The sequence below is a fragment of the Variovorax paradoxus genome (genome assembly GCF_000834655.1).
In the GTDB taxonomy this organism is placed as follows: domain Bacteria; phylum Pseudomonadota; class Gammaproteobacteria; order Burkholderiales; family Burkholderiaceae_C; genus Variovorax; species Variovorax paradoxus_F.
The window spans coordinates 72,795-97,498 of record NZ_JXQQ01000005.1 but is presented as its reverse complement, the minus strand read 5'-3'; the positions used below and the strand labels follow the sequence as shown (position 1 = coordinate 97,498).

At 68.1% G+C, this 24,704-nt stretch carries 27 protein-coding genes; 8 read left to right on the top strand and 19 right to left on the bottom strand.

Annotated features, from left to right (window positions below):
• Positions 1-243, bottom strand: a 243-nt coding sequence (locus tag RT97_RS01630) for a siderophore-interacting protein (protein ID WP_042577031.1), incomplete at its 3' end; no start/stop codon positions are given.
• Positions 244-258: 15 nt separating this feature from the next.
• Positions 259-879: a PadR family transcriptional regulator gene (locus RT97_RS01625; protein ID WP_042577030.1), complete on the bottom strand. Its 621-nt coding sequence runs from the start codon at positions 877-879 to the stop codon at positions 259-261.
• 745 nt (positions 880-1,624) lie between these two features.
• Between RT97_RS01625 and RT97_RS01620 the strand changes: the two genes are divergently transcribed.
• Positions 1,625-1,825 carry a hypothetical protein gene (locus RT97_RS01620; protein WP_042577029.1) on the top strand — a complete coding sequence of 67 codons (201 nt, stop codon included), beginning with the start codon at positions 1,625-1,627 and terminating at the stop codon, positions 1,823-1,825.
• Positions 1,826-2,045: 220 nt separating this feature from the next.
• Here RT97_RS01620 and RT97_RS01615 read toward each other — a convergent pair whose 3' ends face one another.
• A complete protein-coding gene (locus tag RT97_RS01615) occupies positions 2,046-3,083 on the bottom strand; it encodes an SLAC1 anion channel family protein (RefSeq protein WP_367379250.1) in 1,038 nt (345 codons plus the stop codon).
• Positions 3,084-3,336: 253 nt separating this feature from the next.
• Between RT97_RS01615 and RT97_RS01610 the strand changes: the two genes are divergently transcribed.
• Positions 3,337-4,857, top strand: a complete 1,521-nt coding sequence (locus tag RT97_RS01610) for a ComEC/Rec2 family competence protein (protein WP_042577028.1) — start codon at positions 3,337-3,339, stop codon at positions 4,855-4,857.
• A gap of 33 nt (positions 4,858-4,890) precedes the next feature.
• Here the strand turns inward: RT97_RS01610 and RT97_RS01605 are convergent, their stop codons facing one another.
• The 3 genes from RT97_RS01605 to RT97_RS01595 form a co-directional block, all read right to left on the bottom strand.
• The gene (locus RT97_RS01605; protein ID WP_042577027.1) at positions 4,891-6,219 is read right to left on the bottom strand and encodes a sulfatase family protein; all 1,329 of its coding nucleotides are present in this window, start codon (positions 6,217-6,219) and stop codon (positions 4,891-4,893) included.
• A 16-nt stretch (positions 6,220-6,235) separates the two neighbouring features.
• Positions 6,236-7,243, bottom strand: coding sequence for a Bug family tripartite tricarboxylate transporter substrate binding protein (locus tag RT97_RS01600; RefSeq protein WP_437184084.1), 1,008 nt, complete (start codon positions 7,241-7,243; stop codon positions 6,236-6,238).
• Between the two features lie 66 nt (positions 7,244-7,309).
• Positions 7,310-8,335 (bottom strand): Bug family tripartite tricarboxylate transporter substrate binding protein, encoded by a 1,026-nt coding sequence (locus RT97_RS01595; RefSeq protein WP_042577025.1) that lies wholly within the window; start codon positions 8,333-8,335, stop codon positions 7,310-7,312.
• A 92-nt stretch (positions 8,336-8,427) separates the two neighbouring features.
• Here RT97_RS01595 and RT97_RS01590 point away from each other — a divergent pair, with 92 nt between their 5' ends.
• Positions 8,428-8,955, top strand: a complete 528-nt coding sequence (locus RT97_RS01590) for a MarR family winged helix-turn-helix transcriptional regulator (protein ID WP_042577024.1) — start codon at positions 8,428-8,430, stop codon at positions 8,953-8,955.
• A gap of 122 nt (positions 8,956-9,077) precedes the next feature.
• Positions 9,078-9,689 carry a Dps family protein gene (locus RT97_RS01585; RefSeq protein WP_042577023.1) on the top strand — a complete coding sequence of 204 codons (612 nt, stop codon included), beginning with the start codon at positions 9,078-9,080 and terminating at the stop codon, positions 9,687-9,689.
• Positions 9,690-9,719: 30 nt separating this feature from the next.
• Here RT97_RS01585 and RT97_RS01580 read toward each other — a convergent pair whose 3' ends face one another.
• The gene (locus RT97_RS01580) at positions 9,720-9,974 is read right to left on the bottom strand and encodes a DUF1488 family protein (protein WP_042577022.1); all 255 of its coding nucleotides are present in this window, start codon (positions 9,972-9,974) and stop codon (positions 9,720-9,722) included.
• Between the two features lie 155 nt (positions 9,975-10,129).
• Here RT97_RS01580 and RT97_RS01575 point away from each other — a divergent pair, with 155 nt between their 5' ends.
• Positions 10,130-10,792, top strand: a complete 663-nt coding sequence (locus RT97_RS01575; protein ID WP_052810518.1) for a suppressor of fused domain protein — start codon at positions 10,130-10,132, stop codon at positions 10,790-10,792.
• A gap of 51 nt (positions 10,793-10,843) precedes the next feature.
• Here RT97_RS01575 and RT97_RS01570 read toward each other — a convergent pair whose 3' ends face one another.
• From RT97_RS01570 to RT97_RS01560, 3 genes are all read right to left on the bottom strand, one after another.
• On the bottom strand, positions 10,844-11,551 hold the full coding sequence (locus RT97_RS01570; RefSeq protein ID WP_042577020.1) for an MOSC domain-containing protein: 708 nt from the start codon (positions 11,549-11,551) through the stop codon (positions 10,844-10,846).
• Positions 11,548-12,135, bottom strand: coding sequence for a TlpA disulfide reductase family protein (locus RT97_RS01565; RefSeq protein WP_042577019.1), 588 nt, complete (start codon positions 12,133-12,135; stop codon positions 11,548-11,550). Before RT97_RS01565 ends, RT97_RS01570 begins: the two co-directional genes overlap by 4 nt.
• Before the next feature lie 64 nt (positions 12,136-12,199).
• Positions 12,200-12,745 (bottom strand): carboxymuconolactone decarboxylase family protein, encoded by a 546-nt coding sequence (locus tag RT97_RS01560; protein ID WP_042577018.1) that lies wholly within the window; start codon positions 12,743-12,745, stop codon positions 12,200-12,202.
• Positions 12,746-12,841: 96 nt separating this feature from the next.
• Between RT97_RS01560 and RT97_RS01555 the strand changes: the two genes are divergently transcribed.
• On the top strand, positions 12,842-13,720 hold the full coding sequence (locus RT97_RS01555; protein WP_042577017.1) for an AraC family transcriptional regulator: 879 nt from the start codon (positions 12,842-12,844) through the stop codon (positions 13,718-13,720).
• 15 nt (positions 13,721-13,735) lie between these two features.
• Here RT97_RS01555 and RT97_RS01550 read toward each other — a convergent pair whose 3' ends face one another.
• The 6 genes from RT97_RS01550 to RT97_RS01525 form a co-directional block, all read right to left on the bottom strand.
• Positions 13,736-16,174: an ATP-binding cassette domain-containing protein gene (locus RT97_RS01550; RefSeq protein WP_042577016.1), complete on the bottom strand. Its 2,439-nt coding sequence runs from the start codon at positions 16,172-16,174 to the stop codon at positions 13,736-13,738.
• Positions 16,175-16,204: 30 nt separating this feature from the next.
• On the bottom strand, positions 16,205-16,615 hold the full coding sequence (locus RT97_RS01545) for a VOC family protein (RefSeq protein WP_042577015.1): 411 nt from the start codon (positions 16,613-16,615) through the stop codon (positions 16,205-16,207).
• Positions 16,616-16,625: 10 nt separating this feature from the next.
• Positions 16,626-17,093 carry a helix-turn-helix transcriptional regulator gene (locus RT97_RS01540; RefSeq protein ID WP_042577014.1) on the bottom strand — a complete coding sequence of 156 codons (468 nt, stop codon included), beginning with the start codon at positions 17,091-17,093 and terminating at the stop codon, positions 16,626-16,628.
• 72 nt (positions 17,094-17,165) lie between these two features.
• A complete protein-coding gene (locus RT97_RS01535) occupies positions 17,166-18,236 on the bottom strand; it encodes a mechanosensitive ion channel family protein (RefSeq protein ID WP_042577013.1) in 1,071 nt (356 codons plus the stop codon).
• Positions 18,236-20,473: an FUSC family protein gene (locus tag RT97_RS01530; RefSeq protein ID WP_042577012.1), complete on the bottom strand. Its 2,238-nt coding sequence runs from the start codon at positions 20,471-20,473 to the stop codon at positions 18,236-18,238. The genes RT97_RS01535 and RT97_RS01530 overlap by 1 nt, the downstream gene beginning before the upstream one ends.
• The gene (locus RT97_RS01525) at positions 20,473-21,525 is read right to left on the bottom strand and encodes an inositol monophosphatase family protein (protein WP_042577011.1); all 1,053 of its coding nucleotides are present in this window, start codon (positions 21,523-21,525) and stop codon (positions 20,473-20,475) included. Before RT97_RS01525 ends, RT97_RS01530 begins: the two co-directional genes overlap by 1 nt.
• A gap of 132 nt (positions 21,526-21,657) precedes the next feature.
• On the opposite strand from RT97_RS01525, the gene RT97_RS01520 reads away from it, so the two are divergent.
• Both RT97_RS01520 and cysE read left to right on the top strand, forming a co-directional pair.
• The gene (locus RT97_RS01520; protein ID WP_042577010.1) at positions 21,658-22,413 is read left to right on the top strand and encodes an RNA methyltransferase; all 756 of its coding nucleotides are present in this window, start codon (positions 21,658-21,660) and stop codon (positions 22,411-22,413) included.
• A 38-nt stretch (positions 22,414-22,451) separates the two neighbouring features.
• Positions 22,452-23,264: a serine O-acetyltransferase gene (gene cysE, locus RT97_RS01515; RefSeq protein ID WP_301280742.1), complete on the top strand. Its 813-nt coding sequence runs from the start codon at positions 22,452-22,454 to the stop codon at positions 23,262-23,264.
• A 22-nt stretch (positions 23,265-23,286) separates the two neighbouring features.
• On the opposite strand, the gene RT97_RS01510 is transcribed toward cysE, so the two are convergent.
• Genes RT97_RS01510 through cadR form a run of 3 tightly spaced genes read right to left on the bottom strand, consistent with a single transcriptional unit; the run spans position 23,287 to position 24,641 of the window.
• Complete coding sequence (locus RT97_RS01510) at positions 23,287-23,676, bottom strand: VOC family protein (protein WP_042577008.1); 390 nt, start codon at positions 23,674-23,676, stop codon at positions 23,287-23,289.
• A gap of 14 nt (positions 23,677-23,690) precedes the next feature.
• Positions 23,691-24,143 carry a helix-turn-helix transcriptional regulator gene (locus RT97_RS01505; protein WP_052810517.1) on the bottom strand — a complete coding sequence of 151 codons (453 nt, stop codon included), beginning with the start codon at positions 24,141-24,143 and terminating at the stop codon, positions 23,691-23,693.
• 24 nt (positions 24,144-24,167) lie between these two features.
• Positions 24,168-24,641: a Cd(II)/Pb(II)-responsive transcriptional regulator gene (gene cadR / locus RT97_RS01500; protein WP_042577007.1), complete on the bottom strand. Its 474-nt coding sequence runs from the start codon at positions 24,639-24,641 to the stop codon at positions 24,168-24,170.
• Positions 24,642-24,704 lie beyond the last annotated feature (63 nt).

The following is a 24,704-nucleotide window of genomic DNA, read 5'->3' as shown; positions in this document are numbered from 1 at the left end:
CGTCGGCAGCGTGAGCTTGCCCGTGGCGGCTTCGGGAAAAAAGATCTTCGCGTGGTCGTCGAACCCCGGGCTCGTGAAGCCCGCGAGGTCGTCGCCCGTCAGCACGACGCGAATGAGGTGCGGCGTGACGCGCTGCACCGTCTTCACTGTGAGCTGGCGAAAGCGAAGGTCGTGGCGCACGCGGCGCGGCGTGCGGTCGGGTGTGTTGGAAGAAGAAGGGGGAGTGGTTGTGAAGTCGGTCATTTCAAAAGAGGAAGTTCAGATGCGCTCTAGCTGTTGAGCGGCGCTGTCGAGCACCGCGGCGAAATCGTGGGCTTGTTGTTCTGTGAGGGGCGTGCCCGACAGGCGCATGCGCATGGCGAGCTTCAGGTTCTCGATGGCGCGCGTGACCTGCGGCGGGCGTCCGCCGCGCGGGCCTGCGCCGTCCACGCCGCCCGACATGCGGGCCATCATGGCGTCGGCCGTCTCGCGGTTGGCGGCCAGAAACTCCTGGCCGCTCGGGGTGATGCTGTAGCGCTTGCGGCCGCCGCCATCGGCGGTTTCCACGCTCAGGTAGCCCATCTCTTCGAGCAGCGTGAGGGTCGGGTAGACCACGCCGGGGCTCGGCGCGTAGCTCCCGCCCAGGCGGTCTTCGATGGCCTTGATGAGCTCGTAGCCGTGCGAGGGCTTGTCGGCGATGAGCTGCAGCAGCACGAAGCGCAGGCCGCCATGGCCGAACACGCGCCCGCCGCCGCGACCGCCACGGCCTCCGTGCATGCGCTCGTCGCCGGGGGCACCGTGGTGACGGCCACGGCCGCCGGAGCAGCCGTCTTCGTGTTCGCTGCGGGGGGCGTGGCAGTGATGGCTGTGGTGGTGATGGCCGAAGTGGGGGTGTCTCATGTCGATGTCCTTCTTGACTGGTATCGAAAGTATTTTAGATATATCGATTTAAAAGTCAAACAGGCATGCATCCATCATCCGCAGAGGGGGGACTGGGGCGCTCTGCGACGCCGCACGCGCGACCACGCGCCGTCTGCGCCGACCACGAGATCGAACGGCCCGGCGTCAACGTTCGTGAAGGCGAGATTCCATTGCCCGTCGTCCCGGTTTCTCCAAGGCGGAGGTCGGGCAGTTGCTCGCGCGAGCAGCGCTGCAGTCGCCTCCTTTTTCTTCGATGGATGCAGCCGAATCGGCGCCGCGCCGGCAGCGACAGGCCTTCAACTGTCAGTGCTTTGTGTCCCCTGGCGATCTCTCGGAAATAGCACTGCAGATACCTCGCCAATTCGAGAAATCCTCGACGAAGTTTTTTCTCTTGCGCGGCTTTGCTTCTCTAAAGTGAATGCCCCTGCGACAAGACACCGCACTGAGTGGCGACGAGTCGCGTGAAAGGAGCAACCCCGGAAAACGAATGAATGAATGAACCGCCTTGCCTCACGGCGGGTGTCGATGGCCCTGTGCCGGCGATGCGAATGTGAGGCGCAAAAGGCGACGGCCAAGGTGCGTGAACACCTCGACCGTCTAACCACATGACGTGCAACTACCTTGAAAGAGAGCACACCAAATGGCTACTCGAATTATGGCCGGGCGTTCTACGCCCAAATCTTCCCGTCCCACGGCTGCCACCACCCCGAGCGGCACACCCCCGATGCCCCCGACAGATGGTGACGCATTCGACCTCCTCGAAAACAAAGTCGCACAGCTCAGATCGCTGCTGTGGTGCTGCTACGGCGACGGCAACGGATGGTTCGAAGAAGCAGGGGAGAAACACCGAGCGAACATCGTCTGGATCGCTGCGGATCTGGCGATGGAGGTGGAGGAACTGGTGCAGGGGAGTGTGAAGGGATAGTGGGATGGCCGCCGCGGTTTCAACCCGGGGCGGCATCTCGCGTCCCTTAGCTGGCCGCCACTTCGATGTTGGCCCGCTAAGCGGACCTCTCTCGCATCCCCAGCAGCCCAGCAGCCAGGGCTGCGCTTCGCTTCTTGACGGAAGTTATTGGTTGAAGCCTGAGCGTCTGAGGATAGGCATAGATTTCAGTTGCACCTACTGTCGCTATGCGACGTCGCCTCTAACTTGCCAGCAACCGTCCGTTAAAAAGAACTCGCACCGTTCGGACCGTCAACACGAACAGCGCTGCAGTGAGAGCGAACAGGAAAGCGCCCGCGACGATCTTCAACGGCACCACTTCCCGCACACTCGCGTACTTCAACCCCGCATTCACCATCGCAGCCAGCGGAAAACTGATCGCCCACCACCCCGCCCCAAACGGCACGCTCCGCCTGAACACCTTCGGCGCCAGCACGACAAACAAAAACACCCCGAAGTAAAACAACAGCCCTGCAAACAGATCCACCCGCCCCGTGAGGTTCACATACGCCGCGAGCCCCACCTCGAACGGCGCGACAAGAATGAGCAGCGAGGGCGTCATCGCCGGCGCGAGGGGCTCGTGCTGGATCAATCGCGTGACGATCATGGTGAACAGCACGAGCGCCAGCACCGAGCCCACGGCCGCCGACAGCAGCAGCACCTCGCCGGCCCAGGCCATGGGCATGTGGCTCCCGGTCACGGGAATGTCCAGCGCAGCGACGCCCGGAATGATCCACGCCGGCACCGCGTGCGCCGGGTGGCAGTTGCCGCCCAGGAGGCGCGAGACCACATGCGCGGCCAGCAGCAGTGTGGCGACAGTGCCCACGACCCACACCGCGCGGCCCAGCGCGCTCTCGTAGGTGCCGAGCACGGCCGACTGCAGCAAGAGCGCGATGGCGATGGTGCCGAAGAAGTTGCCGGCAATCGGATGGTTGAACTCCGCCTTCACGGCCGCCGGGTGCCGCAGCAACTTGGCGCCATAGCCCACGAGCAGCACGACGAAGACGAAGGTGGCGAAGAGGCCGATTGCATCCGACATCACGCGCGGCACACCGTACTCGGTGTGCACAAAGCGCCAGCCCATCGATAGGCCCGAGAGGCCCATGACGGCAGCGAAAAGGCTGACGGGAAGGTTCTTGATGGAGGCGCCGCCGACAGGGCGGGCGCTCACCGTGCCGAGGGTGGAAGAGGGCGCAGGCATCAGGGCCTGCTGCAAAGATGCATTGGCGTCGTTTTTCATGCGCGCCAGTCTGGGTCACGGCAAAGCTGGCCGTTTCTTTGGCGATGCGTCGTTTTCTGCCAAGTTGCGATGTTGTCTGCCGTGCAGCCGCAGGCCCCGTGCCGGACGGGCGCGAGGCCCGGTCCTGGCGCGGTAGTTTGCTGTTCGCCGCCGCCTATGCCACGCCATTCGTTTCCGCCATACCGCGTTCGGCGGATGTGTCGCCTCGCAGGTGCTGCTAAAAGCTCGAGGTTCCACGGAGCGAGGAGTGAACATGGCACACCGGTTTGTCAGCTTGCGCGCGAACGGAAGTCCGATCCATCTGTTCGAGGAGGTGGCGGGCCAGAAGAAGAAATTCCGCGAGGTGATCTGGGGCGACTTCCTCAAGGTCAAGAAAGACCTGGGCGACGGCTGGCTCGAGATCGACTGGGCCGCCCGCTCGCCCGAGAAGCGGCGCACGCTCTACATCCCCAAGGCGGATACGGCCGAGCGCCGGCCGCTGGAAATCATCTTCCTGGACGTGGGCCAGGGCGACGGCGCGGTGCTGATATCGCCGGAGACCGACGGCGAAGAACGCATCGTCGTGATCGATGCGGGCGAGGGCGGCAACATGCGCGCCTTTCTCGCGGCCAGGTTCCAGACCTACCGCGGCTTCGACTTCGCCGCCGCGGTAATGACGCATCCCGACCAGGACCACTACTTCGGCTTCAAGGACGTCTTTGCCGACCCGGGCATCGGATTCGGCACGGTCTATCACAACGGGCTCGTGGAGCGGCCCGTCAAGGAAGCCGAATGGGCCAAGCTGGGCGGCAAGCCCGTGAAGGCCGACGGTTCTTCCGTCGCCTACATCGGCAACCTTGCGGAGGACCACGAAACCGTGAAGGCGATCTTCGATGGGGTTGCGAGCACCGCGAAGTTTCCGCAGGTCATGCGGGCCGCGCTGGAGAACCCGAAGATCGATGACATCCGCATGCTGTCGGTCCAGCACGCGACGATGGAAGACGACATGGCGTGGATGCCCGACTTCGCACCGTCCGACGCGCGCGGCTACACCATCCGCGTGCTGGCGCCCGTGGTCGAGGAGGGGCCCGACGGACTGCCGGCCCTGCGGCAACTGGGCTCGTACAACGAAACCAAGAACGCGCACTCGGTCATCCTGCGGCTGCAGTACGGCAAGTTCAGCGTGCTGTTCGGCGGCGACCTGAACGCGGGCGCCGAGAAGTTCCTGCTGCAGCACTACACCGGTGCGAGCAAGTTTCCGAAGATGGGCACGCCGGCTTACGACGACATGGTGGCAAAGGCCCGCGACACGTTTCGCTCCGACGTCATGAAGTCGTGCCATCACGGTTCCGAGAAGGTCACCGATGCCTTCCTGGACGCGGTGAATCCCGCGGCCTTCGTCATCTCGTCGGGCGACTCGGAGCCTCACATCCACCCCAGGCCCGACCTGCTGGGCCGGCTCGGGCGCTTCGGCAGGGGCGGCGCGCCGGTGATCCTTTCGACGGAGCTGCAGCGCTCCTCGCGCGAGCGTGAGGACAAGGGCGCCGTCGACAAGCTGCTGGCCGCCATCGACAAGCTGGCCGCGGGCAAGCTGGCGGCCGGGCAAATCGCGCAGCTCAAGGACGATGTGAAAACGCTCGGGCGCAGCAACGTCGAGGTTTACGGGGCGATCTACCTGAAGACAGATGGCGACCGGCTGATGACGGCGTTTCGCATCGAAACCGGCTCAGCTCTCGAGAAGTGGTTCAGCTTTCGCTACCGTTTCGATAACGACGTGCTGGTTCGCGAGGACTGAGGCTGCAGACCCGGCCCGCGCGATCGGTCTGTCTCAACGCTGCGGCATGTCCTTGACCGAATACCCCAAACTCACCGTCGCATCCTCCGGAATTGCCGGCATCGTCGCATTCCACGCATCCCAGTTCGCCCGCATCGCCGCCAGCCGCTCGGGCTCCTTCTTCGCAAGGTTCGCGCGCTCGCGCTCATCGGCCGGAATGTTGAACAGGTACTCGTTGCCGTCGACCTTCAGGTACTTCCAGTCGCCATCGCGCATCGCCTGCTGGCCGCGGTGGTTCATGCGCCAGTGCAGCGGGCGGCGAAAGCTGTGCGTCGCGTCCTTCAGCACGGGCATGAGCGATACGCCATCGAGCGGATACGCCGCATCGGCCTTCACGCCGGCCGCATCGAGCATGGTCGCGGACCAGTCCATCGTCATGCACAGCTGCGTGCTCTGGCCGCCCTTGGCGATCACCGCGGGCCAGTGCGCGATCCATGGCACGCGGATGCCGCCTTCGGTCAGGTCCATCTTGCCGCCCACCAGCGGCCAGTTGTCCGAGAAGCGCTCGCCGCCGTTGTCACTGGTGAACACCACGAGCGTGTTGTCGGCCATGCCGTGTTTCTGCAGCGCGGCCATGATCCAGCCGATGCCTTCGTCCATGTGATGGATCATGCGGCGATACACGTGGATGTTGCCGCCGGCCAGGTCGAAGAGGTTGTCCCTCACGGCGGGCGCCTTCTCGGCGTCGTCGCGCGTCTCCCACGGCCAGTGCGGGGCGGTGTAGTGCAGGCTCAGGAAGAAGGGCGCTTCCTCCTGCTTCTGCTTCGCGGCCATGCGCTCCACGTAGTCCACGGCGCGCTTCGAGAGGATGTCGGTGAGGTAGCCGTCTTCCTTCTTGTCTTCCTCGCCGAACCACAGGTCGTGCTGGCCGGTGGAGTCGCAGTGGGTGAAGTAGTCGACGCCGCCCGACATGGGTCCGAAGAACTCGTCGTACCCCGAGCGCAGCGGCCCGAAGCTGGGCGGGTAGCCCAGGTGCCACTTGCCGATGAGCGCGGTCTGGTAGCCGCTGGCCTTGAGCAGCGAGGGCAGCGTGGGATGGTCGGTCGGCAGGCCCAGCGTGGTGCTGCCGCGGCTGCTGCTGCGAATGGGCTCCTCGGCCGCGCCGCGCAGGCGGTATTGGTAGCGCGCGGTGATCATCGCGAAGCGCGTGGGCGAGCACACGGGCGAGTTCGAGTAGCCCTGCGTGAGCTTCAGGCCGTTGGCGGCCAGCCTGTCGAGCACCGGCGACACGGGGCCAAACGCGGCATCGCGGCCGCCGTAGCAGCCGAGGTCGGCATAGCCGAGGTCGTCGGCGACGATGAAGATGATGTTGGGTCGGGTCATGGGTGGCGAATGGGGTTCAGGGCTGGTAGCCGGACTTCTGCACGACGGGCGCCCACTGGGTCTTGTAGGCCTTGAGCATCGCTGCGGTCTGCGCCTGGGTGCTCACGACCGGGGTCATGCCCGAGTCCTTGAACTTGCGTTGCGTGTCGGGGTCCTGCATCACTTCGCGAATGCTCGCGGCGAAGCGCTCGACCTTGTCCTTGGGCATGGTGGCGGGCGCGAAGAAGGTGTTCCAGCCGGTGGCCGCCAGGTCGAGGCCCGCTTCCTTGAATGTCGGAATGTTCGGCGCGAACGGCGAGCGCTTTTCGCCCGACAGCGCCAGGATGCGCAGCTTGCCCGCGTTGTGCTGAGGCAGCACCACGTCTTCGGTGTCCACGGCAATGGGCACCTGGCCGCCGATCAGGTCGTTGAGCAGCGGCGCGGAGCCGCGGTAGCCGATCACCTGCGTCTGCACCCTGGCCTTCTCGCCGACCATGAGGCCGAAGAAGTGCGGCAGGCTGCCGGTGGCCGGCACGCCCACGTTGGCCTGCTGCGGGTTGGCGCGCATCCACGCGAGCAGGTGCGGCAGTTCGCGCACGGGCAGGGTGGGCGAGACGGCCAGCGCGAAGTCGTAGGCATTGACGTGCGACACGGGCACGAAGTCGCGCTCGGCGTCGTAGTTGTTGTCCTTGAAGACCAGGGGCGCGACCACCATCACGGCCGGGTTGGCCAGCATCAGCACGTTCTGGTTGGCGGGCGTGAGCTTGACCTGCTGCGCTGCCAGGCGCCCGCCCGCGCCGGGCTTGTTGTCGACGATGACGGGAACGCCCAGCTTGGTGCCGAGCTTCTCGCCCACGATGCGTGCCACGCGGTCGGTGGCGCCGCCGGGCGCGTAGCCGACGACGATGTGCAGGGGGCTGTCGAGCTGCGCCTGCGCGCGCGCGGCCGTGGGCGCGGCGGCGATGGACGCCATGACGCCGGCCACGGCCAGCAGGCCGGCTGCGCGGCGGGTCATTCGATGGGGGGTGGGGTGGTTGGTTGGCATGGTGTCGGGTCCTCCTCGTTCGGTCGTTCGTTCGGTCGTTCGGTCATTCGTTCGGTTGGCAGTCGTTCAGTCGTTCGCCTGGAAATTGACGGCCTTCATGATGCCGGCCCAGCGTGTCGTGTCTTCGCGCATGGTTTTCAGGAGCGCCTCGCTGCCGTCGGCAATGGGGTACATGCCGTTCTGCAGCAGGAGCTGCCGCACCTCGCGCGAGTTGACCGCGCGGGTGAGCTCGGTGCGCAGCCTGTCGACGGTGGCCTGCGGGGTCTTGAGCGGCGCGTAGTACGCGAACCATGCGGTCGCGACCACGTCCTTGTAGCCGGCCTCCACGAAGCACGGCAGGTTGGGCATGAGCGGCGAGCGCTTCTCGCCGCTGGTGGCCAGCACCTTCACGCGGCCCGAGGGCAGCATCTGCTGTGCGCCGCCGATGGTGTCGAAGTACACGGGCACGGTGCCGCCCATGAGGTCCTGCCGCGCGGGGGTGGAGCCGCGGTAGGGCACGTGCACCATCTTCAGGCCGGCCGCGCGGTTGAGCATTTCGCCGAGAAAGTGCGAGGGCGTGCCCGAGCCGTAGGAGCCGAAGCTCAGCTTGTCGCCCTGCGCCCTGGCCCAGGTGATGAATTCGGGGAGCGTGCTGGCGGGCACGTCCTTGTGCACGGTGAGCGCCAGCTCGAAGCGGGCCGCGTTCAGCAGCGGAACGAAGTCTTTCACCGGGTCGTACGAGAGGTTGCGGTAGGCGCTCGGGAACATCGTCATCATGCTGGCCGTGCCGAGCAGCAGGGTGTGGCCATCGGGCGGCGCGGTCTTCACGGCCTCCACGGCGATGCGGCCCGCCGCGCCCGAGCGGTTGTCGATGACGAGCGGCCCGAGCGATTCGCGCACCTGCTGCGCAACGGCGCGCGTGAGCACGTCCTGCGTGCCGCCCGCGGGCACGCCGATCAGCACCTTGATGGGCTGGCCTGGCACGAAGGCCTGCTGCGCGCGCGCGAGCCCGGCGAGCGGAGAAAGCGGGGAGAGCGCGAGTCCGCCCAGGGCGGCGAGGGCATGGCGGCGGTCGAGGGCATGGCGGCGGTCGAGGGCGAGGCGGCTGGGCATGGGCGGTTCTCCGGGTTCTCGGCTGGTGGAGAACGACTTTAGAGACGCTACATTCGATTGATCTAATCAACCATCCCCCGGACTAACCCCACATGCCTGCCGCTGCACCAGCCGCTGTTGCCGCCGCCGCGCCCCGCCGTCCGCTGGACGACCTGCTGCTCTACCGCCTCTCGCGCCTCTTGGCCGTGGCGGGGAGCATGGTGATCCGCCTGTGCGAAGGGCGCTTCGGCATCACGCGGCGCGAGTGGCGGCTCATCGCGGTGCTGGCAAGCAGGGGCGAACTGGGCTCGTCGCAACTGGCCGGGCATGCGCAGCTGGACCGGGCGCGCACCTCGAAGGCGGTGGGCTCGCTGGTCGCCAAGCAGCTGGTCTCGCGCGTGGCCAGGGCGGGCGACCGGCGGCAGGTGCAGCTGGGCCTCACCGACGCGGGGCAGGCGCTGTACGACGAGCTTTTTCCGCTGGTGACCAGGATCAATGCCGACCTGATGGGCGCGCTCGATGCGGACGATGCGGCGCGTTTCGATGCCGCACTGAGCTTGTTGCAGGCGAAGGCCGAGCGCATGGTCGAATCGGCGGTGCTGCCCAAAGCCGACCGGGGGCGGCGCGGGGTCAAGGCCTGAGTCCGAGGGGCACATGCGCCCCGCACCGCGCGAACACTGCCGACTCGCCTACGCGCAGCCCGGTTGACGGGTGCTAGAAGTTGTCGATCGATTCCATCATCACCAACTCAGGAGCATCCCCAATGGCAACCTCGAAGAACACCAAGCCCGCCGCGCGCACGTCGCCCGCCCGCTCGAACCAGGAGGTCAAGCCCGATCTCGACCAGAAGAGCCACGAGACGCAGCGCTTCGGCGAAATCGTCAAGCTGCCCAACGGCCTTTCCGAAAAGGTCTGCAAGGAAAGCGTGGCGCTGCTCAACCAGTGCCTGGCCGACACGATCACGCTGCGCGACATGTACAAGAAGCACCACTGGCAAGTGGTGGGCCCGACCTTCAACCAGCTGCACCTGATGTACGACCAGCACTACGAAGGGCAGGTGCTGCTGGTGGACATCTTGGCCGAGCGCATCCAGCTGCTGGGCGGCATCGCGCTCGCGATGGCGGCCGACATCGCCGAGACCACCAAGATCGCCCGTCCGCCGCGCGGCCGCGAACCCGCCGCGGTGCAATTGCGCCGTCTGGCCGAAGCGCACGAGCACATCATCGTGGGCGCGCGCGAGGCGGCCGAGAAGGTCGACAAGTCGGGCGATCCGGGCAGCAACGACGTGTTCGTGAGCAACGTGCTGCGCACCAACGAGCTGCAGGTGTGGTTCCTGACGGAGCACCTGGTGGCAGCGTCGCCCGTGACGGCCTGAGCGATTGCCCCGGGCCGATGGCCCGGGGTTTCAGGCCGGGGCGCGCAGGTCGTTTTCGCGCAGCATGATGGGCGCCGTGGAGCCCGCTGCCAGGCGGCGGCGCACGGCCGCATCGAACTCCTCGATGTGCATGCCGTAGGTGTCGAGCGGGTCGGCGTTCTCGGCGGTGCGGTAGTGGTAGCGCAGGACTTCGCGTCCGATGCTCGCATTCACGTCCTGGCCCTCCACAGTCACCGAGAACCTGACCGTGCCCGAAGCGTCGTGGAAGAAGGGGGCGTCAGCCATGGCGTGGCTTCGTGTGTGTCAAGGAGATTCCTTTGGACGGATGCGCAGGAAGACTCCCGCGTCCGGCCACTCTAGTCCTTTAGGCGGGTGGCGTCTGTCGGTTCTCGCGCTTATGCTCTCGCCGGCGCGCAGACAGCGACGAGAAGGAGATGCCGATGAGTTCCCTTGAAGAGGTCTGGGCGTACCGCGAGGAAACTCTGTACCCGCAACTGTTCGGCGAGAAGCGAAGCGGCATCTACGTGCTGGACTTCGACGTATTCAAGGCGCTGGGCGCCGAAGACATCGACCCGCGCTGGCTGCACCTGGGCGTGTTCGAGTTCGAGCCGACGCCCGCCCGGAATTCGTGGCTCTACGTGACCTCCGGCGGATCGACGCCCTGGGAAACGGAGCCCGGCGAATACGACCCCGAGGACTATTCGTGGCTCGGCGCCGAGCTGGTCATCGAGGTGCCCTCGAAGCCCGGGAACCAGTGGACCATCAAGCTGCTGCGCCGCCTGCTCGCCTACAACGTGCTGCTCGCGCACGGCCAGTTCGGCGACGACAAGCCGCTGCTCGACTACGGCGGCCGCATCCCCATCGGCGACGTGATCCGCGAGAAGGGCGCCATCGGCCTGCGCAATGTGGTGCTCGCCGAGCCCAGGCACTACCCCGCCACCGCGCAACTCGCCTCGGGCAAGTTCGACTTCCTGCACGCGGTCGGCATCACCGATTCCGAGAAGGACTGGGCCAAGGCGCACAGCTCCGAAGCGCTGGTGCGCCTGCTCGAAGTGCACGGCGGCTTTCCCGTGACGGACGCGGGGCGCAAGGCCGTCGCCTGAGGGCGGTCGGCTGCCGGCGTGCGCTGCGAGGCGATTGCCACCCGGCGGGAATCACGCATCCGGCGGCGGCGTGCGCAGCCGGGGCTCCCAGTCTTCCACGCTGCTGGACGCCACGCGCTTGGCGAACGTGCGCCGCCAGCGCTCGGCCAGCGCCGGCAGTTCGGCGGCCAGTGCCCATTCGGGCGCAAAGCGTGCATCGCGCGAGAACAGCAGCGCGATGAGGCGGGACAGGGGCCACTGCGGATGGGGCCTCTCGGCCAGCGTCATCCGGGCGCCGCTGCGCACCCAGCCGGGCTTCAGCACGCGGTAGTACCAGCCCGTGCGGCCGCTCTCCTGCATCTCGCGCGCCGTGCCGGGCTCGCCGAATAGCGCATCGAGTTTCCAGCAGGGCTGGCGGCCTTGCGACACCTGCACCAGCGCCTCGTCCAGCCTCACCACATCGCCGATGCAGACATTCGATTCGTCCCAGCCGCGCGTGGAAATGTTCTCGCCGAATGCGCCCGCGTTGGCGAGCAGGTCGGCGCGACCGCTGCGCAGGGCCCAGTGCGCGTAGTGCTCGCGCGGATAGTGGTGCACGGCCTTCTCCGGGCCGCCGTGAACGCGCAGGTCGGCCTGCGCATCGCCTTGCAGGCCGGTCGGCGAAAGCCAGAGCGCGCCCGCGGAAGCGGACTTGCGAATGCCGCTTGGCGAGCGGCCGTCGGGCAGCAGGGCGACGGCGCCCACGAGCAGCGCGTCGATGGGGCAGGCGGAAAGTGTCATGCGTTCGGGTTCCTTCGGGCTGTGCCGGTGGGGCAGCGATCGTCGTCGCAAACGCCAGCAGCTTGCGGGCCAGGCTGGCCCTGGCTGGACGGAGCCGCAGCCAGTGCGGCGGGGGCGGTCTCTGCAGCCAACTGTCCGATCGCGCCGCCGAGCGCCATGTCGTCCAGCAGGCCGAAGTGGCTCAGCCGGATGCGGCCTTGCCGGTCGATGAGCACGGTGCTCGGCGTGCCCTGCAACTGGTATTCGCGCATGGTGGCCGGAATGCTGCCGCGCGAAGGGGTGTCGATGCCGATCGGAAAGGTGTAGCGGTATTCGCGCACGAACGCGTCCAGCGCCGCGGCGGTCATGACGTCGTGGTGCTCGAACACCGTGTGCAGCCCGATCACGGCCACGTCGCTGGCCGCGAAGAGCTGGCGCGTCTTCTTCGCCTGCGGCAGCGCGTGCGACACGCATGCCGGGCAGAGCATCTGGAAGGCATGCAGCACCACCACCCGGCCGCGCAGCGATTCGAGCGTGAGGGGCACCTCGGTGTTGAGCCAGCGGTCGACCTGCAGGGCCGGCGCTTCGGCGTAGGTTGCGGACATGTCGGAGGTTCCTTTCTTCGGGGCCGGGTGGCGGTGGATCGGTGGATCGGCGGATCGGCGGATATCAGGTGGCCGTGCGCAGCTTCACGCCCGGAAAATCGACCGGCACCTCGAGCGCCACGTTCACATAGTTGGTGAAGAGATTCAAGGCCACGTGCGCCACGATCTCCACGATGTGCGCGTCGTCGAACCCCGCCGCGCGCAGCGCCTGCACGTCGGCCGCGTCGACCTGGCCGCGTGCATCGACGAGCTTGAGCGCAAAGCGCAGCGCCGCGGCCGTGCGCGGGTCGGACGATTCGCCGGCCTGCGCGGCCGCCATGTCCGCCGCCGATACGCCGGCCTTGCGGCCCAGCGCGGTGTGCGCCGCAAGGCAGTAGCGGCAGGCGTTGCGATCGGCCACGGCCACGGCGATCTGCTCGCCCAGTGGCGCGGGGATCACGCCGCCCCCCAGCGCACCGAACGCGCCCCACATGCTCTTGAGCGCCGCAGGCGAGTTGGCGACGGCGCGGAACATGTTGGGCGTTGCGCCGAAGGCGCCGTGGATCTGCGAGAGCAGGGCCTTGGCTTCGCCGGTGGCTGCGGTGTCGGAGACGAGTTCGATGCGAGACATGGTGTGGTCCTTTGAAGTGATGTCGGTGAAACAAGTGTCTGCGCTTCGGGCGTATGATTTGGATGATTTTGTCCAGATAAGATACCTATTCGTCCAATGTCCAACGTCGCTGCTGCCGCCGCCGCACCGCCTCTCGATCGCCTGTCCGCGTTGCTGGAGCGCTTTCATGTGCGCGCGCACCTGTTCCATTCCGGCCCGTTGTGCGGCGTGACCACGTTCGCCGCCAAGGAAGGACGAGGCTTCCTGCATGTGTTGCGCCGCGGCGAGATGGTCGTCACGCATCGGGCGCGCGCGGGCGTGCCGCGCAAGGTGGTCGTGAAGGAGCCGAGCCTGCTTTTCTACCCGCGGCCGCTCGCGCACGATTTCCACAACGCGCCGTCCGAAGGATCGGATTTCGTCTGCGCCACGCTCGACTTCGAGGGCGGCGGCGCGCATCCGCTGGTGCGTGCGCTGCCCGCGCTGATTCGCCTTCCGCTGCACGCGGTCGATGGCCTCGAACAGTCGCTCGGGCTGCTCTTCTCGGAGACCACCCGGGTGCAGTGCGGGCACCGGCTGCTGGCCGACCGGCTCTTCGAGGTGGTGCTGATCCAGTTGCTGCGCTGGCTGCTCGATCATCCGCAGGAGGCCGGACTGCCCGCAGGGCTGCTCACGGGGCTCGGCGATGCGCAGCTCGCGCGCGTGCTCGTCGCGCTGCACGAGCAGCCCGGCGAGCCCTGGATGCTCGAGCAGATGGCCGCGAAGGCGGGCATGTCGCGCAGCGCCTTCGCCGCCCGCTTCAAGGCGGTGGTGGGCGCCACGCCGGCGGACTACCTCGCCGGCTGGCGCCTGACCATCGCGCAGGCCGCGCTGCGCGGCGGCGCATCGGTGAAGACGGTGGCCGACGAGCTCGGCTATGCCAACGCATCGGCGCTGTCGCGGCTCTTCGCGCAGAAGCTGGGCGCATCGCCGCGCGAGTGGCTCGCGCGGCAGTCGTAGCCACGCCGGCCGGGGTCACCCGCCGACGTAGGCTGCCAAGTGCTTGCCGGTGAGCGTGCCGCGCGCCTTGACCAGATCGGCCGGCGTGCCTTCGAACACGATCTTCCCGCCGTCGTGGCCCGCACCGGGGCCCAGGTCGATGATCCAGTCCGCATGCGCCATCACCGCCTGGTGGTGTTCCACCACGATGACCGACTTGCCCGCATCGACCAGCCGGTCGAGCAGGCCCAGCAGTTGCGCGACGTCGGCCAGGTGCAGGCCGGCGGTCGGCTCGTCGAGCACGTAGACGCCGCCCTTCTCGGCCATGTGCGTGGCCAGCTTCAGGCGCTGGCGCTCGCCGCCCGAGAGCGTGGTGAGCGGCTGGCCGAGGCTGAGGTAGCCGAGGCCGACGTCTGCGAGCCGCTCGAGGATGGCGTGCGCGGCCGGCGTTCGTGCATCGCCCGAGCCGAAGAATTCGGTCGCCTCGGTCACCGACATCGTGAGCACTTCGCTGATGTCGCGCTTGCCCAGCTTGTGCGCCAGCACCGAGGCGTGGAATCGCTTGCCCTCGCACTCCTCGCAGACGGTGGCCACGCCGGCCATCATCGCGAGGTCGGTGTAGATGACGCCCGCGCCGTTGCACGCGGGGCAGGCGCCTTCGGAGTTGGCGCTGAAGAGCGCGGGCTTCACGCCGTTGGCCTTGGCGAAGGCGTTGCGGATCGGATCGAGCAGCCCGGTGTAGGTGGCGGGGTTGCTGCGCCGCGAGCCGCGGATCGAGCCCTGGTCGACCGACACCACGCCCGCGCCCGCCGGAATCGAGCCGTGCACGAGCGAGCTCTTGCCCGAGCCCGCCACGCCGGTCACGACGACGAGCACGCCCAGCGGCACATCGACGCTCACGTTGCGCAGGTTGTGCGCCTTCGCGCCGCGGATCGGCAGCGTGCCGGTGGGCGTGCGCACCTTCTCCTTGAGCGTGGCGCGGTCGTCCAGGTGGCGGCCGGTGAGGGTGCGGCTCGCGCGCAGTTCATCGACCGTGCCCTCGAAGCAGATGGTGCCGCCCGCCGAGCCCGCGCCGGGGCCCAGGTCGACCACGTGGTCCGCGATGGCGATGGCCTCGGGCTTGTGCTCCACCACGAGCACGGTGTTGCCCTTGTCGCGCAGCCGCAGCAGGAGGCCGTTCATGCGCTGGATGTCGTGCGGGTGCAGGCCGATGGTGGGCTCGTCGAACACGTAGGTCACGTCGGTGAGCGAGGAGCCCAGGTGCCGGATCATCTTCGTGCGCTGCGCCTCGCCGCCCGAGAGCGTGCCCGAGGGGCGATCCAGGCTCAGGTATCCGAGGCCGATTTCGACGAACGAGTCGAGCGTGTGCGCGAGCTTCTCGAGCAGCGGCGCCACCGAGGGTTCGCGAAGGCCGCGCACCCATTCGGCAAGGTCGCTGATCTGCATCGCGCAGGCATCGGCGATGTTGATCTTCCTGATCTTCGAGGAGCGGGCACCTTCGCTCAGTCGCGTGCCGTTGCACTCGGGGCAGGTGCTGAAGGTGACCGCGCGCTCCACGAAGGCGCGGATGTGCGGCTGCATCGCATCGACGTCTTTCGCGAGAAAGGACTTCTGCACCTGCGGGATCAGGCCCTGGTAGGTGAGGTTGATGCCGTCGACCTTGATCCTGGTCGGCTCCTTGTGCAGCAGGGCGTCGAGTTCTTTCCTGGTGAACTTGCGGATCGGCTTGTCGGGGTCGAAGAAGCCGCAGCCGTTGAAGATGCGGCCGTACCAGCCCTCCATGCTGAAGCCCGGGATGGTGAGCGCGCCATCGTTGAGCGACTTGGTGTCGTCGTAGAACGCGGTGAGGTCGAAGTCCGTCACGGCGCCCCGGCCCTCGCAGCGCGGGCACATGCCGCCGGTGCGGTTGAAGGTCTGCTTGACCGTTTTGCGCGCCCCGCGCTCCACGGTGATGGCGCCGGTCGCCTTTACCGAGGGCACGTTGAAGGCAAAGGCGCTGGGCGACCCGATGTGCGGCTTGCCCAGGCGGCTGAAGAGAATGCGCAGCATCGCGTTGGCGTCGGTCGCGGTGCCGACCGTGGAGCGCGGGTCGCCGCCCATGCGCTCCTGGTCCACGATGATCGCGGTCGTAAGGCCATCGAGCACATCGACCTCGGGCCGCGCGAGCGTGGGCATGAAGCCCTGCACGAAGGCGCTGTAGGTTTCGTTGATGAGCCGCTGCGACTCCGCCGCGATGGTGCCGAACACGAGCGAGCTCTTGCCCGAGCCGGAGACGCCGGTGAACACGGTGAGCCGGCGCTTGGGCAGCTCGACGCTGATGTCCTTGAGGTTGTTCACGCGCGCGCCCTGCACGCGGATCGTGTCGTGGTGGTCGGCGGCGTGGGGCGTGGGCTTCGGCGCTTTCCTGGGCGTTGTCTTGGGCGTGTTCTTGGGCGTGCCCTTGATCGTTTCCTTCTTCGGGGCTTTGCTGCTCATCGGGTCTCCGTCGTGTTCTTGTAGTTCGGTTCAGCGCAGTTGCTGGATGCGGATCATGTTGCCTGCGGGGTCGCGCACCGCGCAGTCGCGAACGCCGTAGGGCTGGTCGGTCGGCTCCTCGACGATCTCGGCCTTGCCGGCCTGCAGCTTCGCGAAGGCGCCCTCCAGGTCCCGGGTGGCGAGCAGCATCGTGGCGTAGGTGCCCTTGGCCATCATCTGGGCGATGGTGCGGCGCTCGTCGTCGGTGATGCCGGGCGTGGCCGCGGGTGGATACAGCACGATCGACACGCCGGGCTGTCCCACGGGGCCGACGGTGATCCAGCGCATGCCGCCGTAGCCGACGTCGTTGCGGATCTCGAAGCCCAGCGTGTCGCGGTAGAAGGCCAGCGAAACCTCCGGATCGGTGTGCGGAAGAAAGGTCGAGTGGATGGTGATGTCCATGGCAGTGGTGCTAGTTGGAGTGAGGCGCCGATGCTAGTTGCGGGTCGGCCTCGGGCGCTTCTCGATTCCTGATCGGTCGTGTCACCTGCCGGGCCACGCACGAGGGCATGCCCTCGGTGGTGTTCGTGTCCTGGCGGCGGTAGACGCCCGGCGGCACGCCCACCAGCTCGGTGAAGCGCGTGGTGAAGGTGCCCAGCGACCCGCAGCCCACTGCAAAACAGACCTCGGTCACGCTCAGGTCGCCGCGGCGCAGCAGCGCCATCGCGCGCTCGATGCGCCGCGTCATGAGGTAGGCGTAGGGCGGCTCCCCGTAGGCGATGCGGAACTGGCGGCTCAGGTGGCCGCCCGACATGCCCGCGTCATGCGCGAGCGTCTCGACGTCCAGCGGCTGCGCGTAGTCGCGGTCGATGCGGTCGCGCACGCGGCGCAGCCTCGCAAGTTCGCGCAGTTGCTGCGCGTCGGTGAGTTTGCCGGTCATCCGCGGGATCGTGCCATGCCGGGGCGGCGTGCTCAAGTCGGCCCGGACGCGCCGGGCGCCGCGGGGCCGGCCTCAGGCGGCTGCGGCCGAGGGTGTCGCCATGGCCGGGTCGGCCTCGATGCGCATCTTGGGCAGGTGCTGCGGGTACTCGCGCTGCATGAAGTCGATGAGGCCTTCGCGCACGCTGCAACGCAGGTCGAAGGCCAGGCCCGAGGTGGCGGCGGTGCACAGCACGCGGACCTGCATGGTGCGCTCGGTGGCGTCGGTCACGCGCAGGTTGAAGAAGCGGCCGTCCCACTCGGGCGCGGCCTTCACGATGCGCTCGGCCTCCGCGCGCAGCGGCGCGAGCGGCATGCCGTAGTCCAGGTAGATGAACACCGAGCCGAGCAGCTGCGCCGAGTGGCGCGTCCAGTTCTGGAACGGCTTCTCGATGAAGTAGGTGAGCGGCAATATGAGGCGCCGGTCGTCCCAGATGCGCACCACCACGAAGGTGCCTGTGATCTCCTCGACGCGGCCCCATTCGCCCTCGACCACCAGCACGTCGTCGATGCGGATCGGCTGCGCCAGCGCGATCTGCAGGCCCGCGATGAGGTTGCTGAAGACCGGCTTGGCCGCAAGACCGGCCACGATGCCGATCACGCCGGCCGAGGCCAGGAGGCTCGCACCCACCTGGCGCGCGCCCGGAAAGGTCATGAGCATCATCGCGCCGCCGGCCACGATCACCACCGACATCGCGGTGCGCGCGAGCACGCGGGTTTGCGTGAGCACGCGGCGCGCCTGCAGGTTGTCGGCCACGTCGGACGGGTGCTGCGCGAGCACGCCGTCGGCGAAGCCGCTGATGGCGCGCACGATGAGCCAGGTGGCCGCGGCGATGAGCACGAGCCCGTTCAGGTGCCGCACGCTGGCGATGAAGCGCAGGTCGTCGGGGGCGGCCTGGAAGATCAGCAGCAATGCCACCAGCGGCAGCACCAGCCGCGCGGGGGAGTGGCAGTTGACGACCATGGCATGCACCGCGGGCGCGGGCCGCGTGATGCGCCCGAGAACGAGCCCGCCGATGCGGTGGACCAGAAGAGCGAGCGGGACGGCGATGAGGACGGCAAGCCAGGTGCCGAACCAGGGGTGGGCAAGAATCTCTCGGGTCATCAGGCGGTGGTGGTCGTGGTTGGCGTTGTCTCGTTCAGGTGTTGAAGAATTCGCGCCGCGTCGTCGCGCAGCTGCGTGGAAAGGGCCGTCGCCAGGTCCAGGCGCCGCAGCAGCCAGGGGCTGATGTCGTTGTCGAACGGGTCGGGCAGGGGAATGGGGCCACCCACGCCGGTCGAGCCCGGGCTCTCGGGTTGAGAGGGGCCGGTGGTCGGCGTGGTTCCGATGGCCGCGTCGATGCGCTGCGCCGTGCGCGCGAGCGGACCTTCGACCTCGCCCGGCGTGAGGCGGTCGCGCCGCAGCACGAGCATCGATTTCACGGCGCTCAACTGCGCGAGCATCTGGTAGCTGTGGGCCTGCAGGTGTTCGAGCGGCTCCAGCGGCGGCTGCACCGCGCGCGGCTCGGAGAGCGAGCGCTGCGTGGCCTGCACCAGCGCCGAGAGGCTGTCGAAGGCCTCGCGGCGCGCGAGCCGCCATTCGAGCTCGGGGCTGCTGTCGATCGCCTGCAATTGGCCCAGGCCCAGCGCCAGGCGCGCATGCCGGGCCTGCGCGGTGAGCACCCGCGCCACGAGCGCCGGAATCTGCGTGCGCTCCCACGAGGGCAGCACATAGCAGAAGCCCCAGGCGAGCGCGGCGCCGATGAGGGTGTCGGCGATGCGCTCGAAGAGCGCGAAGATGGGTGCGGTGCCGGTGTTGAGCATGTGCGCCTGCACGAGGCCCAGCACCGTGGCCGCCACCGCGGTGATGAGGTAGCGCCGCACCGCGAAGCTGTGGGCGATGGCCTGCGCCACCGTCACGATGACCAGCAGCCACAGCGCCGAAGGATGCGCCGAGAGCAGCCCCACCGCGAACACGCAACCGAGCAGCGTGCCGGCCACGCGGGCGTTGCGCCGCTCCAGCGTCTGCGAGAGGCTGCCGCGCAGCACGACCACGATGGTCAGGAGGATCCAGTAGTCGTGCGAGCCCCAGGGCAACGACACCGCGATGGCGTAGCCGGCGGCAATGGCCAGCGCCGCGCGGATCGCGTGGCGCAGCGGCGGCTGGTCCCAGCGCCACAGCGTGAAGAAGGGGCGCCACGACCAGTCGGTCGGGCTCACGAAAAGCTGCCAGTTGGCCCGCACCACGGCCAGGTTGGGCTCGGCGTCGCCGCGCGCCACGGCCGACAGGCGCAGCACCTCGTCGTTGATGTGACCGATGCGGCTGGCCAGGCCCCGCGCGAGCATCGCCGCGGTGGGGCCGGGGTGGCCGTGGTGGTGCTCGTCGTCCGCCGAGACATGGATGGCCGCCAGGCGCGGGCGGCGGTCGGTCACCGGGGCGGGGTGCCGGCGCATCAACAGCGCGTCCGCCAGGGCGACGGTTTCGTCGGAAAGCTCCTCGAGCACGCGGCGCATTTCGATCAGCGCGTCGGAATGGGCCGGGTGGGCCAGCAGCGCGTCGAGGTCGAGCTCGCTCGCCAGGAGCTGGTCGCGCATCTCCAGCACGATCACCAGCATCGCCGCCAGGCGCTGGCGGCGCGGCGTGCGGGGCGATTCGAGCACGATGTCGCGCGTGGCCTGCAGCTGGTCGGCCAGCGCGGCCTGCTCGCGCAGCAGCTGGCCCAGCACCGGGGCGGGGGTGTCGCGGATGTCGCGGGTCTCGTCCTGCGGGGTGAACTGGCCGGCCTCGGTGCGCATCAGCGCGGCCAGCGAATAGAGCACGTCGGCCACCGACTGGGTGCGAAAGCGCCCGTTGAGCACGAGGTTGGCGAGCGTCGCCCAGATCACGTAGAGGCCCGCGCCGAGGCCGAAGTGCCAGGTGCGCTCCACCGCCTCGGCCAGGTCGACCGGTGCGGGCGTGGCCATCGAGAAGACCATCGAGAACATCACCGCGATGGCGATGGGAATGCCGCGCTTGCCCCAGGCCATGGCGAGAAACGCCATGAAGGTGGCGGGCACCAGCAGGAGCCCGAGGCGAATGGGCGCGGTGTGCAGCATCTGCACCGCGAAGAAGAGCGGCAGCCCGATGAGCGGCGCGGGCAGCATCTGGAAGAACTTGCCGCGGCGCGGGCCGGGCAGGTCGGGCGGGGCGGTGACGATCACGCCCGTGGCCGCGGCCGACGCGGCGATGGTGCCGAGCCAGAAGTGGATGCCGCCCGAGATGAACAAAAGGCCGAGCGCGACCGTGAGCCCGCTCGCCACGTAGTGGCTGAGCGCAATGCGCAACGCGGCTCGGACCCGGACGGCTGCGCTGGGCCCCGTCATCACTTGGCGGAAGCGTCGCCCTCGGAGGGGCTGGAGGGGGCTGTGTCGCGGCGGATGCGCGTGAGCTTGCGCTGCACGGGCTTGGCGGCCACGGCAGGTGCTTCACCCTCGGCCGATTCGTCGGCGAAATCCACCACCGTGCTGCGGGCGTAGAGATCGACCGAGGCATCGTCGGCGTTCGACTTGGTCGAGGCCGACACGGCGCGCACGCGGTCGCTGGCGCGCAGCTTGTCGTCCACGTTGGCGAACTTGGAGTACTTGGCGAGCAGCGGCACGATCTGGCCGTAGATGCGCGGGGCGCCGGCCAGGCACTCGCGCTGCTCCAGGAAGTCGGGCTCGCCCGTGAAGTTGCCGATGAGGCCGCCGGCCTCGGTCACCAGCAGCGATCCCGCGGCCACGTCCCAGGGGTTCAGGCCGGTTTCGAAGAAGGCATCGGTGAAGCCGGCCGCCACGTAGGCCAGGTCGAGCGCCGCGGCGCCGGGGCGGCGCAGGCCCGCCATGCGGGGCATCATGTCCGCCATGATGGCCAGGTACTGCTTGAAGTTGTCGCCGGTGCGGAACGGAAAGCCCGTGGACACCAGGCACTCGTTCAGGCGCGTGCGCTTGGAGACGCGGATGCGCCGGTCGTTCATGTAGGCGCCGCGGCCCTTGGTGGCGGTAAAGAGGTCGTTGCGGCTCGGGTCGTAGATGACCGCCTGCTCGATCTTGCCGCGCACCGACAGCGCGATCGACACGCAGTAGACCGGGAAGCCGTGGATGAAATTGGTGGTGCCGTCGAGCGGATCGATGATCCAGACGTAATCGGAGTCTTTTGCACCGTATTCGGTGCCCGATTCTTCGGCCAGGATGCCGTGCCCCGGGTATGCGCCAAGCAGCGTCTCGATGATCGCTTTTTCGCTGGCGTGATCGACTTCGGTGACAAAGTCGTTGACCTGTTTTTGCGAGATGCGCACCGATTCGACGTCGAGCGCGGCGCGGTTGATGATGGCGCCGGCGGCGCGTGCGGCCTTGACGGCCACATTGAGCATGGGATGCAGGTTGGGGGACGACATTCTGGATTGTGAGAAGAACGGTGGGAATGGTCCCCAGGAAGCGATCACCTGGCGACCCTGCGGCCCGGCGATGCGGGCGGCGAGAATCGGGCATTTTACCGGCTCCGCCCCGTTAGTGTCTCCAAACCCCCCATGCGCACCCGTTTCATCCTGATCCAGACCAGCCACGCCGGCAATGTGGGCGCCGCCGCCCGCGCCATGAAGACCATGGGGTTCGACGACCTCGTGCTGGTCGCGCCGCGCTGGGCCAACGTGCTGCGGCGTGAAGAAACCATCCAGCGCGCGAGCGGCGCCCTGGACGTGCTGACCAATGCCCGCATCGTCGAGACGCTCGACGAGGCCCTCGACGGCGTGACCCATCTGTGCGCCACGGCGATGATTCCGCGCGACTTCGGCCCGCCCACACGGACCCCCCGGGAGCACCTGGAGCCGCTGGCAAAGCAGGGCGACGCGCAGCACGTGGCCTTCCTGTTCGGCTCGGAGCGTTTCGGCATGCGCAATGAAGACGTCTACCGCTGCAACGTGGCGCTGAGCATTCCCACCGACCCGAAATTCGGCTCGCTGAACCTGGGCGCGGCGATCCAGGTGGTGGCCTACGAATGGCGCCTGGCGCTGGGCGGCTACGAGGTGCGCGATGCCACGGCACCGGCGCAGGCAGCCGATGCGCAGGCGGTGGCGGGCATGCTGGACCACTGGGAGCGCTCGCTGGTGGACATCGGTTTTCTCGACCCGGCCGCGCCCAAGAAGCTCATGCCGCGGCTGCAGCAGCTGTTCAACCGGGCGCAGCCCACGCCCGAGGAAATCCATATCCTGCGCGGCATCGCCAAGGCCATGACCGACGCGACCCGGCCCCCGAAGGGCCGCGCCGAAGGCGGCTCCGAGGGCTAAAACCCCATCGGAAGTACGCGAAGACACCGGGCTTTAGACTGCCCGGCCCTATCGATATAACGACAACAAAGGCAGCGATGTTCTCTCGACTGCGCGCCGACATCCGGTGCATCCTCGAACGCGACCCGGCCGCCCGCAGCGCCTGGGAAGTGATGACGCTCTACCCCGGCTTCCATGCCGTGGTGCTGCATCGCTGGGCGCACGCGTGTTGGACGCACGGCTTCAAGTGGGGCGGGCGCTTCATCTCGCAGTTCGCGCGCTGGGTCACCGGCATCGAGATTCATCCGGGCGCGACCATCGGCCAGGGGTTGTTCATCGACCACGGCATGGGGGTCGTCATCGGCGAGATGGCGGAGATCCACGACAACGTCACGATCTACCAGGGCGTGACGCTGGGCGGCACTTCGCTGGCCCGCGGCGCCAAGCGCCATCCGACGCTGGGCAACGGCGTGATCGTGGGTGCCAATGCATCGATCCTGGGCGGCTTCACGGTCGGGGCGGGCGCGCGCGTCGGCTCCGGCGCGGTGGTCACCAAGCCGGTGCCCGCGGGCGCCACGGCGGTCGGCAATCCGGCGCGCGTCATCGAGGCCGCAGCCGCGGCGCGGCGAGAGGAAACCGCCTCGCGCATGGGGTTCTCGGCCTACGGCGTGACGCAGAACGACGACCCGCTGAGCCAGGCGATGCGCGGGCTCATCGACAACGCCTCCGGGCAGGAGCACCAGATCGCGCTGCTGTGGCAGGCCATCGAGAAGCTGTCGGCGCACCCCGGCACAAGGGACTGCGTGCCCGGCGATGCGGCGCGCGACGAATGCTTCGAGGCGGACAAGCTCACGCAGCTCATCGGGAAATAGCCCCCCGGGGCTGGGCGACTGGTCAGCTGTTCAGCGGCTGGTACAGCTGGATCAGGTTGCCGCAGGTGTCCGCGAAGATCGCCAGCTTGATCGGCCCCTGCTCGGTGGGGTCCATCGTGAAGCGCACGCCGTGCCCGCGCAGGCGCTTCGCGTCGGCCTCCAGGTCGTCGCTCTGGAACGCCGTGGCCGGGATGCCCTGGCTCATCAGGGCCTGCTGGTACGTGCGGGCCGCGGGGTTGGCGTTGGGCTCCAGCGAAAGCTCCGTGTCTCCGCCTTCGGGCGACTTCACCGTGAGCCACCGGTACTCCCCGGCCGGGATCTCCAGGCTCTTCACGAAGCCGAGGACTTGCGTGTAGAAGGCCAGGGCCTTGTCCTGGTCGTCCACGAAGATGCTCGTCAGGTTGATGCGCATGATGATGAATGGGTTCAGTGAGGTGGAAAGCCGCCATCCTGCCCAACATGCCCGCTCGCGACTTCGCCGAAATTGCGGTCGCCCGCATGCGCCAGGTTCATGAGCGCGATGCACCCTGCGGGCGCCGCGCACGGCTGGCCGCTGCGCCGGTAGGCCCGGGGCGGCACACCGAAGTGCCGGGTGAAGAGGCGCGAGAAACTTCCGAGGTCCGTGAAGCCCAGGGCCAGGCCGATCTGCGTGGCCGGCTCGTCGGTGGCCAGCAGCATCGCCCGCGCGCGCTCCAGCCGTGCGCGCGTGCGGCATTGCAGGGGCGTCTCGCCGAAGAGCGCGCTGAACTGGGTGATGAAGTGCGAGGTCGAGAGGCCCGCCTCCCGCGCGAGGTCCGCCACCCTGGCCGGAGGCTCCAGTTCGAACTGGAGCCGGTCGCGCGCTTCGCACATGCGGCGCAGCAGGTCGGGCGAGATCATGGCGAGGCTGACCTCAAGCCGATTTCAGGCCGGGCGCCTGGCGGACGTGCCGTGCAGCGAACCGTGCACATGGCCCGCATGCTGGCCGAAGGTCTCGGGTGCGGGGGTGGCGGTGTCCAGTTCCTGCAGGATGCCGCAGGCGTTCGCCGATTCGGGCCCGCAGCATTGCAGGCGCAGCGCCTTCAATTGCTTCTCGAGGGTCTTGAGTTCGGAAATGCGCGCGGCCACGTGCCCGATGTGGTCGTCCAGCAGCTGGTTGACCTGGCCGCAGTCGTCCTGCGGCGCATCGCGGAATTTGAGAAGGCTGCGGATCTCGTCGAGCGTCATGTCGAGAGAGCGGCAACGCCGGATGAAACCCAGGCGCTGGGCGTGCTCGTCGTCGTAGATGCGGTAGTTGCCGTCGGTGCGGGCGGGCGCGGGCAGCAGTTGCTCGCGCTCGTAGTACCGGATGGTTTCGACCGGGGTGTTCGCGGCCTTGGCGAGTTCACCGATTTTCATGATGCGGCAAATCGAAGTGAAGGGATTGCGTTTGACTCTACACCTGCTTCAGGGTTTCCAATC